This window comes from Ralstonia sp. GX3-BWBA, from assembly GCF_003290055.1.
Lineage (GTDB): Bacteria > Pseudomonadota > Gammaproteobacteria > Burkholderiales > Burkholderiaceae > Ralstonia > Ralstonia holmesii.
In genome coordinates this window covers 139,254-156,042 of sequence record NZ_QMKS01000004.1, presented here as the reverse complement: position 1 = coordinate 156,042, position 16,789 = coordinate 139,254, and the positions used below count along the sequence as shown (strand labels likewise).

Sequence of the window (16,789 nt, the reverse complement as noted above, 5' to 3'; positions counted from 1 at the left end):
TTTATGCGTCTGTTCGATGAAGGGCCAGTCTAGAAAAACCCGGCGCAGCGCGGACCATTTGCGCGCCGCCGGGCGTGCGATACCGACTATCACGTGCGCAGCATTGCGTTCGTGCGGGCGACCAGCATGGCGATCGATCATCAAATCTGGATTGAAACCAGATCGACTCACAAGCCCTTTATCGTCTGTGATTGGAAATCTACAGTGCAGCGCTTCACCACCCAACGGAGTCCACCATGCTTTCTCGCCCCGCCCTGCTTGCCGCCGCCGTGCTGACGCTGCCCGCCCTCGCAATGGCACCCGCAGCTATTGCGTCAACGTCCGATGCTGATCTCATCCGCGCGGACCACGTCGCCGCGCCTGATACGCCGCAGGCCGCAGCCGCCGTGCTCGCCGCACGTCGCTACGCCACCTTCTGGCATACCGGTGATGCGGGCTATGCCACGCAAGCCCTGTCGCCCGCGTTTGTCGACCGCACATTGCCCGCCGGACGCGTGCAGGGCACGCAAGGCCCGCTCGATGCATCCAAGGCGTTCCGCACGGCGGTGCCCGACATGCGCGTGGAGATCGAAGACATGGTCGTCGCCGGTGACCGCGTTTCGGTTCACCTGCGCTTTCGCGGACACTTCACCGGAGAGTTCGGCCGCACGCATGGGCAGAACCAGCCGATCGACTTCCAGGCCTTCGACCTGTACCGGATTGCCGACGGCAAGATCGCCGAAAACTGGCACCTCGAAGACAACCAGACGCTGCTGCGGCAGATGGGCCTTCAACCGTAATCCACACGGCTTCATTAACGCCCATTAACAGCGCAACTCCCCGCTCCCGCTATGCTTCGGCCCAGCTTGCAGACCGCTCGGCGGCTGCCAAAGCATCAGAAGAATCGAGCCAATCAACACACAAGAACATCTTCGGGAGAAGTCCATGGGAAAGGGGTTTCAGGGCGCGTTGCGCGTCTGGGCGGGCACGCTCGCCTGCGCGGCGGTGCTGGGTGCGATGGAGGCGATGGGCGCTACGGCAGCCCACGCGCAACAGGCCAGCGATCCGCAACAGGAAATGAAGCAGGCCTGGTCCGCCGCCAAGGCCGCTGCGAAGGTTGGCCCCACGTCGATCGAACTGCGTGACCAGGCCACGCTCAAGATCGGCAAGGACGAGGTGTTCATCCCGCAGCCGGCTGCCGGGCAGCTCATGCACGCCATGGGCAACAGCAACAACCCCGACATGCTCGGTCTGGTCATGCCCACCAGTGCCGATGACGAATGGATGGTGGTCGCCAAGTACGAAGCCTCGGGCTACATCAAGGATGACGACGCCCGCGACTGGAACGTCGACGATCTGTACAAATCGCTCAAGGAAGGCACCGCTGCCGCCAACGAAGAGCGCGAAAAGCGCGACATCCCCGCACTGGAAATCCAGGGCTGGGTCGAGCGTCCGCACTATGACGCCGCCACGCACCGCCTCATCTGGTCGATGGCTGCGCGCTCCAAAGGCCAGCCGGCCGACGACCCCGGCGCGGTCAACTACAACACCTACGCACTCGGCCGCGACGGCTATATCAGCCTGAACCTGATCACCGGCCGCGACCATGTCGACGCCGACAAGCCCGCCGTGCAAAAGCTGCTCGCCGATCTCGATTTCAAAGATGGCAAGCGGTACACCGATTTCAACTCGAAGACCGACAAGGTGGCCGAGTACGGATTGGCCGCGCTGGTGGGTGGCATCGCTGCCAAGAAGCTGGGCCTGTTTGCCGTGATGGCTGCGTTCCTGGCCAAGTTTGCGAAGGTGGCCATCCTGGCGGTGGCGGGCTTTGGCGCAGCCATCGCCAAGTTCTTCAAGCGCAAGCCGAGCGCATAAGCCGTGGCCAAACTGCTGATCCTGCTGTTTTCAGGGCTGAAGTTCGGCAAGCTGCTGACCACCGGTGGCACGATGCTGCTGTCGGTGGCCGCATATGCCTTCGTATTCGGGTGGCGCTATGCGGTGGGCTTCGTGGTGCTGCTGTTCATCCACGAGATGGGCCACTTCATGGCGGCACGCCAACGCGGGCTGGCGGTGGGGGCGCCCACCTTCATCCCGTTCGTGGGCGCGTGGATCGACCTGAAAGAGCAGCCGATGGACGTCGAAACCGAAGCCCATATCGGCCTCGCAGGCCCCGTGGCGGGCACCGTGGGCGCCATGCTGTGCTACGGGCTTGCGCGCTACACCGACAGCCAGTTGCTGCTGGCGCTGGCCTACGCCGGCTGCTTCCTCAATCTGTTCAACCTGATCCCGCTCTCGCCGTTTGACGGCGGACGCATTACGGCAGTGCTGTCGCCGCGCATCTGGTTTCTGGGGGTGCCGGTGCTGGTGGCGCTGTTCATCTGGCGGCCGAGCCCCATCCTGATCCTGATTGCGGTGCTGGCCGTGCCGCAGCTGATGAAGGCTTGGCGTTACGACCCGCATGCGCCGGAAAACCGTGCGTACTACAGCATCTCGAACGAATCTCGGCTGACCTACACGGTGTACTACATCGGCCTGGTCGTCTTTCTGGCGATGATGAGCCACGAGTTGCACGACATGCTCGGCAGCGTGCGCGCATAAAAAAACCTCCGCACAAGCGGAGGTTTTTTTGGGGTCGCCGAAGCGATTCGTGTCTCGTGACAATTATGTTTCGAAAGCGTACGACAAAGTTTGGAAGTTGCCACGAGCACAATGCAACACTTCCCGCTGCCAAATTTTCGAGCCAAATTAACACTTTGTGCTCGTTTGACCACATCAGTAGTGTGGCGGCCGCCCGGGTTTCCGTCAATCTACCCGTCGAGGAGGATTTGAAAGGATTTTTCTCAACATTGTCGCGGGAGCAGTCACGTTCGATGCCCAGGCTTCTCAGTCCCTTTCATGGCCATGAACAGTGCAATCTTGGTCCCGCTGTGCGGAGCAATATCCCCCTCACGCCAGTCAGGTATTGACACATCGGTCGGAGCCACGCCGAGCCCACGCAACCGCAACCCCAGCTCTTGCGCATCATTGCAGATGAGTTCCCTGCCATCCTCGAACGTCGCTCGCAGCTTATTTTCCCACTGGACCACACGAACGTGCATCGGCTGTTCCTCCTGCCGAGGGTCAGTCATTTTTCGGCAGATTATTTCATTATTATCTACCGGCCAGTAAAATCCCCTCCAGTAATAAAAAAGCAGCGTCAGGGGATGGGTAAATGACCGAAGGGCCAGCGGACAACAGCGCGGGCGTGGAAAGGACGTGCCTCGGGATGGGTGGATGACGCACCCATCGAAGCTCGCTATCAAGCGACGCATCAGAGGCCTCGGTTTGGCGGCTAGGCGTTGCGGAGCTGACGTCCCAACGCTCATTGGGACCGTGCTGCGCATGTGGTGCAAGACAGCGTTTCCCCGGCTTCCTAAGCCGTCTTTACCCTATTCGAAGGCCCTCGCTGCCGAGGTCGAACTGGGTGCATTCGTCACAGTACTAAATCAGATCAGCTTTCTCGATGCCACATATTGGCTCAGTTCATCCTATGCGATGTTAACTGATGAAGGCCATCGAAAACGGCTTGCGATGTTCTTCACGCCAGCATCGCTTACCGAAGGTCTGCTAGATGACCTGGCGGCACAAGGCGTCGATTTTGGAAGCCAATCCTTCATCGATCCGGCATGCGGTGGCGCGGCCTTCCTGGCCCCGATTGCGTTGCGCATGCGAATAGCGTTGAAAGGACGGGGATACACGGCCAGAAGGATTCTCAAGCACATTGAGAAGCACCTCTATGGTTTCGACCTGGACAAGACTTTGTGCGCGCTGTCCAAGCACTTCCTATGCATGGCTCTGCACGAGGAAATCCTGGAGACCGGCTATGTTCCGTCGTTCATGGTCAATTTGGCTGACTCCCTGACCCACTTGGCCCCAGCCTTCGGGACTGCCGACGTCGTCGTCTGCAATCCACCATACCGCAAGATGACCGCGGAAGAGCTGGAACCGTTGCGCCCTGTATACACAGACGTTATCGAAGCGCAGCCAAATCTCTACGCTCTCTTCATAACCCTCTGCGTGCGCTTGCTGCGTATCGGCGGTCATGCCGCACTGGTCACACCGACCAGCTTCCTTTCCGGCCAGTACTTCGGGCGGCTGCGCAAATTCCTTCTCCGAAACACTGACGTCGAGCATATAGGCATGGTCAGTGACAGGCAGGGCGTGTTCATCGATGTCGAGCAAGAGACCGCGTTGACCGTGCTATGTCGACGTGCCGAAGCGGACCGCACACAGTTGAGAACCAACGTATCGGTAGTGTCGGCGACTGGCCAGTACACGAACGTCGGTGAATGCAACCTGCCCAATGCTGGTGCGGCGTGGCCGATTCCCCGTTCGGTCGAAGACGTGGCCCTGCTCAAGACAGCCGCCCTATCTCAGTCTCGCCTGTCGGACTATGGCTACCGCGTGCGCATCGGCGCGTACGTGTGGAACCGCGACAAGCGACCTAAGTTTGAATCCCTTCAGGATGTCCGGCGCCTCAGGGCTCACACCGCTATGCCGCTGATGTGGTCCCGAGACATTATCCCCGGAGGAATCGTCAGACTGGAGGACACATCCACTTTCGATGGTAAACATCGCTTTGTGGATCTCGGTGACAGAAAACATACGTCAATTGTCACCTCACCTTGTGTGGTCGTACAGCGTGTGACGTCGAACGACCAGCCTCGTCGCCTGGTGGCAGCTGCTGTCTCGCCTGGTGTCTTCGACACCTTTGGCGGGTTCATAGGCGAAAACCACGTCGTCATCATCGAAGCTGTGAGCGAAAAGCCAGCGCTACCCCCCAGCAAGCTGGCAAAGCTGCTAAGCGCGAGCGCAGTCGAACGCTACTTCCGGTGCATCTCAGGCGCAACGAACGTGTCAGTGTTTGAACTCAACCAGCTCGCACTGCCTGATCCGCGCGTGCTCAAGGAAACCGCTACTAAAGGCAGGTCAATGGACGAAGCGGTAGACCTGGCTTTCGGGCTCGTTTCCGAAAAATGATTAAGCAGGGCAACACATGGTTCGGACTTTGTAATGCCTCCATTCAAATCATTGGCGAAACGCCAGGCAGACCAAGCGAAAGCGCGAGAAAAGCTTGCTGAACTCGCTCGCAAGTTTGTTGCGAAGCCCGTCGGAAACAAGCTGCGACCCGCAAATTCCGAAGCTGTTCCACCAGCCGCAGCCACGCCACCCGTCCCTACGCGCCCACAACGGCCATGGGCACAGGTTCGTGCCGGAAGCGCTCCCTTGACCTTCCTATCGCGGACGGCCAATGAAACCATCGCTCCACAACCCTGGGCGAAAGAACTCGTAAGTACGCTGCTCGTCGCTGCCGACCAAGGAGGTGTCACACTCTGCCTAGTCTGGCCTGCCAAGCTGACGGCACTCCCCCTGTTGCACGCGCTCTCTAACGTTGAACGCGTTTTCGCTAAGGACTTGCGTGGCGTGCGAACCCTGCTCTTCCCCGGCACCCACGCATGCCGCGCCCCGCTCCACAGCGTGCTCGCCAACCGCGAGTTGATGAGCGCCCTTTATCGGGACCTATGGGTGCGGCGGGCAAACGGTTCAACCGAAGTGGAGGCCTGCACGTCCTCGCCCGCGTTCTTGGCCGCGCTGTGGGCCCTCAATGATCTCAGCCAGCACAACCCTGAGTCCCCCGACCCGTCGCTCGCAGAACTCATTCCAACGTTTGTCTTCGACCCCTCCAAACGCACTTGGACCACGACAGTCTCCAACCCGTTGGAGCGCACCCTCACTAAGGTCGAACGCCTCGCGCATCGGCGCGACCTGCGGCAGAGAGTTAACCTCGAGTGGGGCACACCTGACAAGGCACCAGGCGCTCTCATGGTGATGCATCACACGGCAAAGAAGGACTCGTGGCGCACTGCATTGGCCGACCCAGCGTTGAAGGGCCAAGGGCGCCCGGAGGTCTTGTTGCTTGACGCGACGGACGCTGCGTCGCGAACGAACTACGCCGCGGTTAAGCGCATTCCTGATTTCCTGTCATTCGCTCGGGAGAACGGCTTCTCTGATGCAGGGGCCGTTATCGTGACGGATGACCCGAAGACCTTTTTCAACCTGCAGGTGCAACTCCGGAATTCCAAGATACCTTTCTCCAAGAAGGTGTGGGCCGCAGAAGCCGAGGACGTGTTGCTCTCGGCGCATCCAGTCGCTAAAGACTGGCATCCCGCCCAGCGCAGCAACTCGAATTTCAGCGTGAGCATCGTTGATCGGGACGCATCTCAGCTCGCGCTGAAATTCCAACGCTTGGCTTCGTCTGCCGGCAGCGAGGAGAGCCCCGCTGTTCAGGCGTTACTCCAAGCGTGCATGTATGTCCTGCGGCTGTCGAACATGCCCGCGGGATACACCGACCTCACGGCAGCATCAGTCGAAGCTGGAGAAAGCGATTACTACAGCCAACAAAATGCTTGGACACCCGTAAAGCTGGCACTCGCGGCAGCCCTCGCCTCGGGTGCGCTGAACCAGGTGCGTGACGCTGTCGAACAAGCCACAGCGCAGGCGGAGAAACTCATCGACGACTGGAACGATGCCACGCCAATGGCGTCCCGTTTGCTGGCCGAAGTTCGGAAGCATGTAGTTGCCAGCCGACAGGGCATCTCGCTCGTGCTGCCGAGCAACCGGTACGTCCTGCTAGCGCATCGTTTCCTCCAGCGGAAGCTAGGAGCCGATTGGCGCGCAGCGGAAACACGCATTGAGTGGCACACGCTCTCCGCCGTCGGCAAGACACTCGCCGGCGACCGGAAAGGCAAGCATTTCGCGTTCGTCGGCATCAACCCCGACGTGCTTCGCATCTTGGTCACGCATCCGGAAGTGCAGCACGGCACCGCAGTCTTGGTCGCCTATCGGCAAGCCGAGTCCACCCTAGCGACGCTGACCGGCATGAAGGAGCTGGAACCGTTCAAAGCCTACCGGGGACGCATCGGCTTGCTAGCCCAGGAACTCGAGCGGCGCCTAGCCGAGGTTCCGAACCCGCTCGTCATCGGTAAGCTTCGCGAGATGCCACTGACGTTCAAGTTCGACGAGAACGGCCACAGCGGTCAGAGCGGCGAGCACTCCTACTCCAAGTTCGAGCTGGAGGGCGGTGGCCAGACGTATGCATCCGGCTGGGTCTATCGCCACGTGCCCGATGACGATCCCCCCTTTCGGCGTGCTCCGGCGAGCGCTATCCAACAAGGCGACTTCATCTTCGACATGAGCGATGAACTGCGCGCCAAGTTGGAATCATCGCTCCAACTGAACAGTGAAGGGGTGAGCTCAGTTGTCGACCCCGCGCGCACGTTGCTCAAGCTATACCACGACGATGTTCAGAGGCGCTGCGCTCTGATGTTTAAAACCACGAAGCGGTCGGCGGTGGCACGTGAGATTCACGCCAGGATGGTTGAGCTTGACCCTAAGGCGGTGGAATGCAGGCTCGGACGTGTCTACTACTGGTTGGCCCTGCAGGAAAACGACACGCGGCCCCACGCCGCCAGAGAGGCCAAATACTTCATCACTTTCTGCAAAGCCTTGGGCATGAGCGAGGAGGCAGCAAAACAGCACTGGGGTTTCGTGCTGAATGCCCGACTCTTAAACCAACACCTTGGAAGAGAGCTGGTGGCCCGGTACGCCGAAATCCTGTTCCAGCCCGAAAGTGCGGCGGTCTACCGCAAGGTCCCCGAAGACGTCATCCGGCAGCTGCAGCAAGAGGCGCTTCGTAACGTCTATCGAGTCGAACGCGTTGTGCCACCGCCGGCGCGTGTGACCACAAACAAGAAGGGGGAAACAAGTGCCCATCCTCAGTAAAAACCCACGCGACATCCATCCGGCGTACAAGGAGGCCGTAGTTGACAGCTTGCTCAATGGCCTATCGGCGCGGCTTGCCGGTCGGGGCGAGTTCTACAAGGTCATCTATGGCACCAAGCCCAGTGCGGCACTGATGTCGGAATTCATCGTGCCGATGCCTACCGAGGAGCGCGGTGGTGACGAGGAGGCGGACCCAATCCGCATCAGCGCACACGGCATGGATTTCCAGATCCGCTCGGCCGCGGCAGATACGACTCTGAGTGTGTCACTGACCGGCGCCGTGTACGTCCGCATCCTTCCGAGGGAGGACGACGTAAAGCCCGGGGGCCGCCTAGAGCCCACGTTTCCGCTGACCAAAGAAGCCCGTGCCGAAATCCGCGGAAGAATTAAGGAGGCGTTGACCCAGCTCATTGCCTCGCTACCAGGCGGCAAGACGAATCCGGACTGGGCTGCGAAAAGCTACGATGCACGCAAATGTGTGTACGAGTCGATGGGATTGCCCTTTGACAACCGGTTGGACCGTTCGCAGGCAGAAGAGGAGACCGAGGCTGAAGGCGCTAACGACGAGAATGGCGAGGAAGGCGAAGCACGTCCAACTCAGGAGATTGCCGTCGGCCTGGCGACGCCCGACGGTTTGGCAGACAATATCTCTCCTCCTCCGAAGTGGCTTCGGCTTGAGCTCTCCCTACCTTCGTTCGAATTCACGGCGGCGACGGCGGACGTCGATGCCAAGAAGGCGAGCGATGCTCTGAACCAGACCATCGCCAAGCAGCTCGCGGACTGGGCGGCCAACACGGACCCCGACACAGGAGGGAAGTTGTGGGGCTACCGTCGGGCCCGAGTTCGTCCGTCCGACGTGCGCGACTGGAAACGCTACTTAGAAGCAGTTCGTGCCTCGAACCTCGCTGTCGTCATACCCAAAATCGAGCTGCGCTGGGTCGTTCAGGCGGTACCTGACCCAGTCGACGCGACCCGCATGACCGTCCACGTGGCCTTGGAGAACTGGACCGCGCCGCTCACCAAGGTCAACTTCAAGGATCTGGAGCCCTCGCTCTTCCAAGTCTCCGTGGCCGTGACAGTGCCTGCGGCTGACCACCAGTTCTTGCGCTTGGACCGCGTCAAACCGTCCTATCGGTACAACCAGTACCTGAAATACCCGGCGTTGGGGTTCAACGGTGGCATCACCCTCGCCACCGACGGTCCGCTACACCGGCTCACGACGACGTGGGCGCCACGTTACGTGCTGCCCCGAATCATCCCGACAGATAGCGCCGTTGAGCGCAACATCGAAAAGCTATCCCAGCCCGATTGCCTAGCTGGCCTGACGCCCCTCATTACCACCTACGACGCGTGGCTCGCGGAGGTTGAGAAACATCCCGTGGGCCAGGGCCTCGAGGGGCCGAATGCCGCCGAACAACTGACCGCGGAGCGCGAGAAGCTGCATCTAGACCTCGCGGCGTGGCGCCGGGAATTGAGCGCCATCCGCTGCGGGTTGGAAATCCTTGAGAAATCCCGCGCACATTGGAGCGGGCCAGGCATGCAAAAGTCGCCGCTAGGTATTCCGTTCGAGGCGTGGGTTACCACCTGATGCTCACCGGTTTGTACGAGCGCCTGCGCAGTGAGGACCCGGTCAAGGAGAAAGCCGCCCGCGCCGAGCTGATTCGATGGGTGTCAGCCGGTCCTCTTCAAGCGCAGTTCGTTCGGCTCCTGGCTGGCACCGATGCTGCGACACTGCTGACGCTCGTCGACTTGCACCGCATTGCCCTGACCTACGTCACCAACAAGAAAGGCGGCGACCAGGTTATAGACACTGAGAAGGTGCAGTTCGAGAAACTCCACCAAGCCGAGGGGTACGCCGACCACGAGTTGAACTCGGAGCTTATTTCAGGTGCCGTCTCTGCCGCGGACATTCAAGAAATTGTCCGGCGGGCCGAGACCCGCGTTGGCGTCAACAAGCCTTTCCCAGAGCTAAATGACACACTCCGATCGGTCATCGCCACTTCCGCGATATCGCACGGCGTGGACGTGGAGGAGTTCAACGCGATGTTCTTTGCGGGCATTCCGTCGGATATTGCCGAATACATCCAGGCATCGTCACGCGTTGGCCGCACGCACGTGGGCTTCTCACTGCTGGTACCTGTGCCCCAGCGGTATCGAGACCGGTTTGTGCTGGAGATTCACGACATCTTCCACCGGTTCCTAGAACGGATGATTCTGCCTGCTGCTGTAGACCGGTGGGCCGAGAAGGCGCTCGTGCGCGTGATGCCAAGCTTCTTCCAGGAGTACGTCTGCGGCATGAACGCCATCGAGCGCCTGTGTGCCGCCGATGACGACAAGAAGCGCAACAGCCCCACGTTTGCGATGGCGCCCGATGTGCGAGACTTCTTGGACGTGCCGGCCAACATGAAGGCCACGGAAGCGTTCATGGAGAAGGCACTAGGCCTATCCTTCTCGCCTTCGCCGGAAGGCAAGAGCTATTACCGGTCCCTGCTCAAGGAGCAGCTCACCCACTACCAGCAGGACTTTGGAGTCGACCGACTGGTCAACGCGACGCACCTGGTCAAGTTCTTTGCTGCCCGCAACAGCCTGCTGCGGCCGATGACATCACTGCGCGACGTGGACCAGCCAGGATTAATTCACGAGTCGGGCGTCGATGCCTCATTCAAGCCCGTGAGGGACGGTATGACGGCTCGGGCGATGTTCTTCATCCGGCGAGGTTCCGGAGCAGACATCGATTCCACAGACAGTGCCACGGAAGCGCGTAGCTGAGGGAACCAATAAGATGGCCAAAGCCAAGACCATGAATCGCTCTCGCAACCAGCTTGCGACGGCCTATGCACCAGAAAGCTTCTTCACCTTCGAGGGAGGAATGGGGGCATGCATCGCCCGCTCGGTGGCTGGTGAGTCCATAGAACTATCCGCATCGACCATGGACTTGGTGTTCGAGCGGATGAACGAACTCGGGCGTGCTTGGTTCAACACAGCCTCATCTGCGCGCGACGGCGACCCAACTAAGCCGCGCGTCCTGCCGAGCCAGTGCGTCGACAATGCCCTGCTGAACCCGGCCAGGACGGAATTCCAGCTGCCGGGCCAGGACCGCTTCTACCTCTGCCGGCCGTCCCACATGGAGTACACGCCGGCACCTCTGACATTCGTCTGTCGGACCTGCGGGATGTTCCAGGACTATGAGACGCTTGCGGAGCTAGACAAGAACCTGGTGAACCTGACACCTAACCATTGCCCCAATCGGAGATGCGAGTCGCGAACGCTGGGATTGACGCCAGGATGAAGGCGAGCTGGAACAAGCGCCACTCGTCATAGCCTTTCGATTTGGCCACCTTGGCCATGGCGGCGTTCATCGAAAGACGTGATGCGACGCTTGTAGACTTGATCGACAGCAAGAAACGCGGTGAATCGCTCGCACCGGCAGCAAGGATCACACCGAGGACAGTCCTTAGAACGATGGGCCGACTCCCCTTCTCTGTCCAGCTAAACAAAATGCCAAGGTCTATGGCGAAACTCACGGAAATCGCAGAACAGATCAGGCGGGAACGAAAGTAGTCTCCATGAGGGCCGGAGGCCGCACACTTGCACGTCTAGAGTTTGTCCCTACGCCGATGCCGCGCCACCATCTCGAAATTCTCGAACAGGACTACTTCAGCCGATCATGCCGGAGATCGTCGGCAGACATCTGTCGGCTCGCCTCTCCCGCATGCCCCCCGGGCGCGACGCGAATTCTAGCGTTTGTGCTTGCGTCGACGCAGCATCGACATCTCGAAATTCTCGAGCAGGACCTTCTTGAGCCCATCTCGGCGAAGGTCATCAGAAGGTAGTTGCCCTGCTCCCTCACCGTATCGTTCAACTCTGCGCGCGGCGGTCGTCGTCTTGCGTTTGTAGGCCACTTCAACATTCTTGAAGCGCGGACTCCCTCCTCTCTGGGATGAAGAACTGTTGGCGTCGTTAGACGTAGGCTTCTGCTCCTCACTGGCGGCATCGCTCGCGCCCCACCTGGCCAAGAACGCCTGATGAGGGACATCGAGAATTTCGCGCAATGCAACCCCATCTCGAGCGACTAAGGTCCGAATTATCGGATGATTCGCCCTGATGACCGGCCCCTGATACGCCGCCATTACATCCGCATCAGTAATTTGGTCTTGCCCTCGCCTTAGGGCAAGCAATTGCGCCTGAGCAACGATCTTCGACAGAAAATCTGTAACGCCTCCAGTATGGCGAAACAGCAAGTCTGCGGCGTCGTTCAGCGCCGGCGGCTTCGGCATGACGTTGAACTCGAGCATGCCCGGAACTAAAAACTCCAGCCAATCCCGATCCTGGCTGGACAGCGCGGGCCAAAGCTCGAACTGCCCACCTGAGGTCAAGCGTCGTACGTCCTGCGTAAAGTTCTCGAACCCTTTGAACCCCATAGGATTGCCGATGAGTATGATCGGAATGCCGAGGTTCGCCAGACGAAGAAAGAACAGCAGCATGACGTCACGAGAAGCCACTTCCCCAAAGTTGCGCGGCTGAATCTCTTCGACGATCAACGCACCAAGGAAACAGTTAAACAGTATCTTCGAGACCGCAACCAGATGATGCTCAATGGTCAACTTCTTACCTGAGTACTGAGCGAAATAGTCGGTCCCTAATGCCGCATCAACCTGCTGGTAGATTTGCATGATGAATCCCAGTCTACTGCCGTCCGACGTCATCGCTACCTTGATCCACACAAGCTGCTTCTGGCTATGCCAGCCCGCAGGCTCATTGGGACCATGCTCGATCGTCTGAGGCAACAAGGTCAGCGTTCGATCGACGATTGTCGATTTACCCAGGCCGGTGACTCCAGAAATCGTTATGCAACGCGCGCTCCTTGGCGCAAAACCTGGCTTGGTTGTGCTGTTTGACGCATCGTTTCCGACCGCAACATAACGTTGCCTTTTTACCTCAAGCAGATTCGGGTTGCGATCTAGGTAGCTGGTATAGATGGCGGTCAGCAGCGCATCGGCAATCTCGACTGCTATGGGCGTAGGTACAAAGTGATTCTCGATTCTTGAAAGCAGGTTCTCCCTGTCACAGACGGTCGCTGATCGAGCCAGCGTGTCAATCAATGGCGCCCCCATCAGAAGCGCGGGAAGTCGATCAAATGGCACCGGCAACGGCAATTCGGTGATAAGTGGATTATCGCTAGAGCGGGAGATGGACGTCATGTGCGCGACCTTCTGCCATGGAACTGTCGCAACAAATCCAATGCCGCCGAACTACACTCAGTCGATGCGGCGGCGGGCTCGACTGGTCCGCTGCCCGTTGTCGGAACCGTTTCATGCTGCGGGTCGGCGGATTGCGGCACGACGCCGCTCGCGCCCAGGGAGGCCGACTCCATCAGAGTCTTTTCAAGTTCTCGATTCTGTCGGATGTTCGAGGTGAGTTCTCGTTTGGACGGCCGCCTATGCTGTCGCTCGACCTCCAACTGCTTTTCCCGCTTCGCGGCATCGACATCCGCGAACAAGAGCGTGTCGAGCATTGACTCCAACTGCTCGTCTTCTCCCCGTGCCTGTTGTCTAGCCAGCGCATCGTCGTCCTGAACTGCAAGATGATCGGCGAGCGTCCACTCCTTGATGGCTAGAGGATCGTGACAAACGACGTTCTTCAGTTCGTGCACGCCGTTTCGTACAAGCCATACTCGGCTGAGATCTTGTGGGTCGCCCCGCACTTGAATTTCTCTGTGTCGCCGGCGCGCCTCGCGCATGAGCCCATCCCGTAGCAGCACATCACCAACGAAGCGCGCGCCGCGAACATATTCGGCCCTGCGACCTCTATCGGGCCTGAGAAGGTACACGCCAGAACCCGTCAGGATGGCTGGCATCGCCGGTAGCAGATGGGCTCGGACAACCTCAGAGGACGGCGGCACACCAGCAACATAGCCGTTGTCCACGCACCATTGGTAGATACTGGTTCTCGTGGGACACACGCCATCGCGGCGCATTTCTGTTGTGAGCAGGTGTTCGCAGCGTTCAACGTTGTTGTGATGCAAGATCCGGCGAATCAAATGCCTCATGTACTCGAAATAGGTCACTACCGCATTGAGGGCCGGATGATCCTCCCCGCGATCACGGCGTTTGCCACGCGTAGTTCCGTCGATCTTATGGTCGAGCCGCACCTGAGCGACATGGTGGCTCGATTCAACCGGCCCCTTCATGTCCGCTCGGCCGACAGGTGCAAACTCTAGGGTGCTGCCGAAGGCGGCAATAGGAAGAATCGATGCCTGCGCTCTAAACTCGCCGTTATCAGCTAAGTACCGAGTAAAGGCTATCGCTGGCCACATCTGCGGCGTGATCTCGATGTCAAAACGAGCGCAGAAGTCGACTTTTTCCTGTGCCGCGTTGGCCACAGCCAGCAGAGCAGTGCATGCCGAGGGAGGCTCGAAACCACAATAGAGGCCGGCCCACAGCCCAGTGTATGCGTCCACGATCAAGATCCTGTGTGCGGTCCCAACCGGGCGAATGCGTGACACCGCAGAAACCAAATGCACATCATTTGGCGTTGCATCGCAGTACGCGAGTTGACCAACTGCGTGCACACCATCGCGAGCGGTTCCTGGCAGAGCACGATGACGCTTCTCAAACTCTCCTTCACGCAACTGCAACAGCGACGCTGATCGCATATCTGATCGCCCCTTTCCCCAATAGCGGAATTGCCGGATCGTAGGTCGTTCGTGCACTTCCTTGAGAATGGGAGTTTCCCGCCCGTCCACCACACTGACACTGGCACGATAGAAAGCTTCCATCGTTCGGAGGTAAGCCGAGGGCACCGTTTTTCCCGGCCTGAGGAATGTCTCCCAACCGAAACTTAGCTTTTCGCGATCCTCCTGGGTGATGATGAAATCAGCGGCATGAGCAACGCCATTGCGCGCAGCAATATCTGGTGCCCCAAGCTTTTTTCGTTGAATGCGTATCTGGCCCTTCGCCCCTGAGTTGTAGTACTTAGGCAGCAGCGCATTCATGATGCATGCGCCGGCCCAGTACAGGTGCAGCAGAGAGGCAACGACCTTTACTCGGACTCCAAGTTCTCGGGCACGCTGATCGAGCACGCGATAGTAGAGGCCGCCTTCGAGTAGGGCGAATGTGGTGTATTGGTTCAGTATCGGCGCAAGGATGCTCCATCGCCGATCGCGTATTGAAAGCTGACTGCAGCGCTTGGAAGACCCGTTCTCACGCTCGTATCGCGACTGAATTTGATCATCGGAAAGCAGCCATTCTGCTGGAACGTCCCCTTCACCAATTTCCGCCCCAGACTGCCCCAGAAGAACTTCCATTTCTCGGAGGGAGTAGCGCCGGGGACGACGATAGTAGGCCAGTGACTTTCCGGTTACTTTAGAAAGCGAAATCAGCCATAGACTGTCTGCTGGCCGATTGACTAATACGACCCGGTAGGAACCAGCAAAGAGGGAGGCAGGAGGCATTCGCAAGAGGAGATTTGCTCGAATCTCATGCATTCCGCGGCTCCTGAAAAAGCCGGCGGCGCAACGCTGCTCGCAGCCCCCTTCCTCCCAACTCGGCCATCTGAGAGGTCTGAGTGGGAACGGATAGATCGATGTCGACGTCAAGTCGCCAGGCGAGCAGCTTGAATGCAGGCCATGCTAGTTGCCTCTGCATGCTCGAGCCGGCGGTCGCATACTCGACTGCGGCACGGATTGAAGTATGCGAAATTGCCTCGTTCAATAGACTGGCGAAGCGCGAAAAACCGGCTGCGGCGCGTATTTGCTGTTCTACCTGTAACGAGGCACCACAGTCTTCGAGGTTGGACAGAAGTGTGGGGGATAACGCAAGCTCGTGAGCCACGTGATACGTCGCCGAAATCGCAGCACAGTAGCGACGCTCAAGCTCAAGCCGCTGGATCATCCTCGAAGTGGACGACGCGCTTTCAAGTTCCCCTCGGCCCTTGCAGGAAAAGACTACGATCCGCGGAGCCACCTGCCCTGCTAGAGTCACGACAACATCGAGAGTCGCAACATAGGGAACATCGCTGCCAGGAAATACCCCATGGGCGATTCCAGCCTCTTCAGCAAGTGTCAGCAATCCTGGAGCAGTGATCTTGCCGAATGAGCCGGCGCCCTCGGTGCCGGCCAGCGGATGCGGGTGCGCGAAAGGCCAAGCTGGGAACTGCTCTCGAACGTCGAGCGCACCAAGCCAATAGCAAAGCACACCGATCTGTCGCTCAACTCGCGTCAGGGCATGGTAAGGCCTAGTAGTGCCCGGAAGTGGGCCTACGGATTGATTTCCCTTTGGACTCGCGTTTTTTCGCCTCACTTCTATGAATGGCCGGTAGGCTTCCCCGTGTCCCTGCCCCATTCCCGATGCAATCATCTTTCGTAGCTTCGCCCACGTCATAACTTTGCTCATGGCCTGAGTTCTCCAAAAGTCATTCGCAACGAACCGGCTCTCTTCGGTTAGTGTTGGGCGAGCGCCGTTCGTGACAAATGGGTACGTGCCCATAAGGCAACGCACCACTCGTAATTGCTGAGTTTTGAGAAAATCTCGGGAAAAAAAGGGCTTGACTTGGCTGAGGCGGGAGACAATACTGCGGATGTCCAGTCTCGCAGTAACTCTCTGCTCAAGAGCCAAGAAAGAAAGCCAGTCTTCCGAGATTGGCTTTTTTTTTACATCACAACCTCCTGCATCTAAGCGGAATGGGAAGGCCTCCAACCTTGGGGAGGTTTCGAGGCATAGCCGTCGGTCGTCCCAGAGACAGCCCGAGCAAATCGGTTGTCATGGCAGTCTTCACGCCGCAGCAGCCGACCCCAGGCTTTCTTACGTTGGAAAAGCAAGTTCTGGCTCGCGACCCCTTTAAATCACAGCCAACGAAAACATACTCTTTTGGAATTATTACGTCCAGAATTTGTTTGAATTTTCACATCGGTTTATCGCAGTGATTTTTTTATATTATTTTTAATACATAGCAGCACCTCGACCAGCTTGCAGAACTGAATCGGTAAATC

11 protein-coding genes are annotated in these 16,789 nt (G+C 58.9%); 8 read left to right on the top strand and 3 right to left on the bottom strand.

Annotated elements, in window-relative coordinates; genetic code table 11:
• Nucleotides 1–236 precede the first annotated feature (236 nt).
• From DOD19_RS02465 to DOD19_RS02430, 8 genes are all read left to right on the top strand, one after another.
• Entirely contained in the window at nucleotides 237–779 is a 543-nt protein-coding gene (locus DOD19_RS02465; protein ID WP_112183833.1) for an ester cyclase, read from the top strand.
• Between the two features lie 145 nt (nucleotides 780–924).
• Nucleotides 925–1,854, top strand: a complete 930-nt coding sequence (locus tag DOD19_RS02460; protein ID WP_112183831.1) for a DUF2167 domain-containing protein — start codon at nucleotides 925–927, stop codon at nucleotides 1,852–1,854.
• Nucleotides 1,855–1,857: 3 nt separating this feature from the next.
• Nucleotides 1,858–2,577, top strand: coding sequence for a site-2 protease family protein (locus DOD19_RS02455; protein WP_112183829.1), 720 nt, complete (start codon nucleotides 1,858–1,860; stop codon nucleotides 2,575–2,577).
• Between the two features lie 783 nt (nucleotides 2,578–3,360).
• Nucleotides 3,361–4,998 (top strand): N-6 DNA methylase, encoded by a 1,638-nt coding sequence (locus tag DOD19_RS02445; protein WP_112184303.1) that lies wholly within the window; start codon nucleotides 3,361–3,363, stop codon nucleotides 4,996–4,998.
• Nucleotides 4,999–5,442: 444 nt separating this feature from the next.
• On the top strand, nucleotides 5,443–7,800 hold the full coding sequence (locus DOD19_RS02440; RefSeq protein ID WP_204360022.1) for a hypothetical protein: 2,358 nt from the start codon (nucleotides 5,443–5,445) through the stop codon (nucleotides 7,798–7,800).
• Complete coding sequence (locus DOD19_RS27675; protein WP_204360021.1) at nucleotides 7,784–9,388, top strand: hypothetical protein; 1,605 nt, start codon at nucleotides 7,784–7,786, stop codon at nucleotides 9,386–9,388. Before DOD19_RS02440 ends, DOD19_RS27675 begins: the two co-directional genes overlap by 17 nt.
• Entirely contained in the window at nucleotides 9,373–10,569 is a 1,197-nt protein-coding gene (locus tag DOD19_RS27670) for a helicase-related protein (protein ID WP_204360020.1), read from the top strand. Before DOD19_RS27675 ends, DOD19_RS27670 begins: the two co-directional genes overlap by 16 nt.
• A gap of 13 nt (nucleotides 10,570–10,582) precedes the next feature.
• On the top strand, nucleotides 10,583–11,089 hold the full coding sequence (locus DOD19_RS02430) for a hypothetical protein (RefSeq protein WP_204360019.1): 507 nt from the start codon (nucleotides 10,583–10,585) through the stop codon (nucleotides 11,087–11,089).
• Between the two features lie 448 nt (nucleotides 11,090–11,537).
• On the opposite strand, the gene DOD19_RS02420 is transcribed toward DOD19_RS02430, so the two are convergent.
• From DOD19_RS02420 to DOD19_RS02410, 3 genes are read right to left on the bottom strand one after another with little or no spacing between them, the layout of a single operon-like run.
• The gene (locus tag DOD19_RS02420; RefSeq protein ID WP_112183821.1) at nucleotides 11,538–13,001 is read right to left on the bottom strand and encodes an ATP-binding protein; all 1,464 of its coding nucleotides are present in this window, start codon (nucleotides 12,999–13,001) and stop codon (nucleotides 11,538–11,540) included.
• Nucleotides 12,998–15,286: a hypothetical protein gene (locus tag DOD19_RS02415; protein ID WP_162634337.1), complete on the bottom strand. Its 2,289-nt coding sequence runs from the start codon at nucleotides 15,284–15,286 to the stop codon at nucleotides 12,998–13,000. Before DOD19_RS02415 ends, DOD19_RS02420 begins: the two co-directional genes overlap by 4 nt.
• Nucleotides 15,279–16,193 (bottom strand): TnsA endonuclease N-terminal domain-containing protein, encoded by a 915-nt coding sequence (locus DOD19_RS02410; protein ID WP_162634336.1) that lies wholly within the window; start codon nucleotides 16,191–16,193, stop codon nucleotides 15,279–15,281. The genes DOD19_RS02415 and DOD19_RS02410 overlap by 8 nt, the downstream gene beginning before the upstream one ends.
• Nucleotides 16,194–16,789 lie beyond the last annotated feature (596 nt).

Coding starts and splice junctions, on each gene's coding strand:
- DOD19_RS02465 (WP_112183833.1), top strand. CDS start 237: ATGCTTTCTCGCCCCGCCCTGCTTGCCGCCGCCGTGCTGACGCTGCCC.
- DOD19_RS02410 (WP_162634336.1), bottom strand. CDS start 16,193: ATGAGCAAAGTTATGACGTGGGCGAAGCTACGAAAGATGATTGCATCG.
- DOD19_RS02460 (WP_112183831.1), top strand. CDS start 925: ATGGGAAAGGGGTTTCAGGGCGCGTTGCGCGTCTGGGCGGGCACGCTC.
- DOD19_RS02415 (WP_162634337.1), bottom strand. CDS start 15,286: ATGCATGAGATTCGAGCAAATCTCCTCTTGCGAATGCCTCCTGCCTCC.
- DOD19_RS02445 (WP_112184303.1), top strand. CDS start 3,361: ATGTGGTGCAAGACAGCGTTTCCCCGGCTTCCTAAGCCGTCTTTACCC.
- DOD19_RS02420 (WP_112183821.1), bottom strand. CDS start 13,001: ATGACGTCCATCTCCCGCTCTAGCGATAATCCACTTATCACCGAATTG.
- DOD19_RS02430 (WP_204360019.1), top strand. CDS start 10,583: ATGGCCAAAGCCAAGACCATGAATCGCTCTCGCAACCAGCTTGCGACG.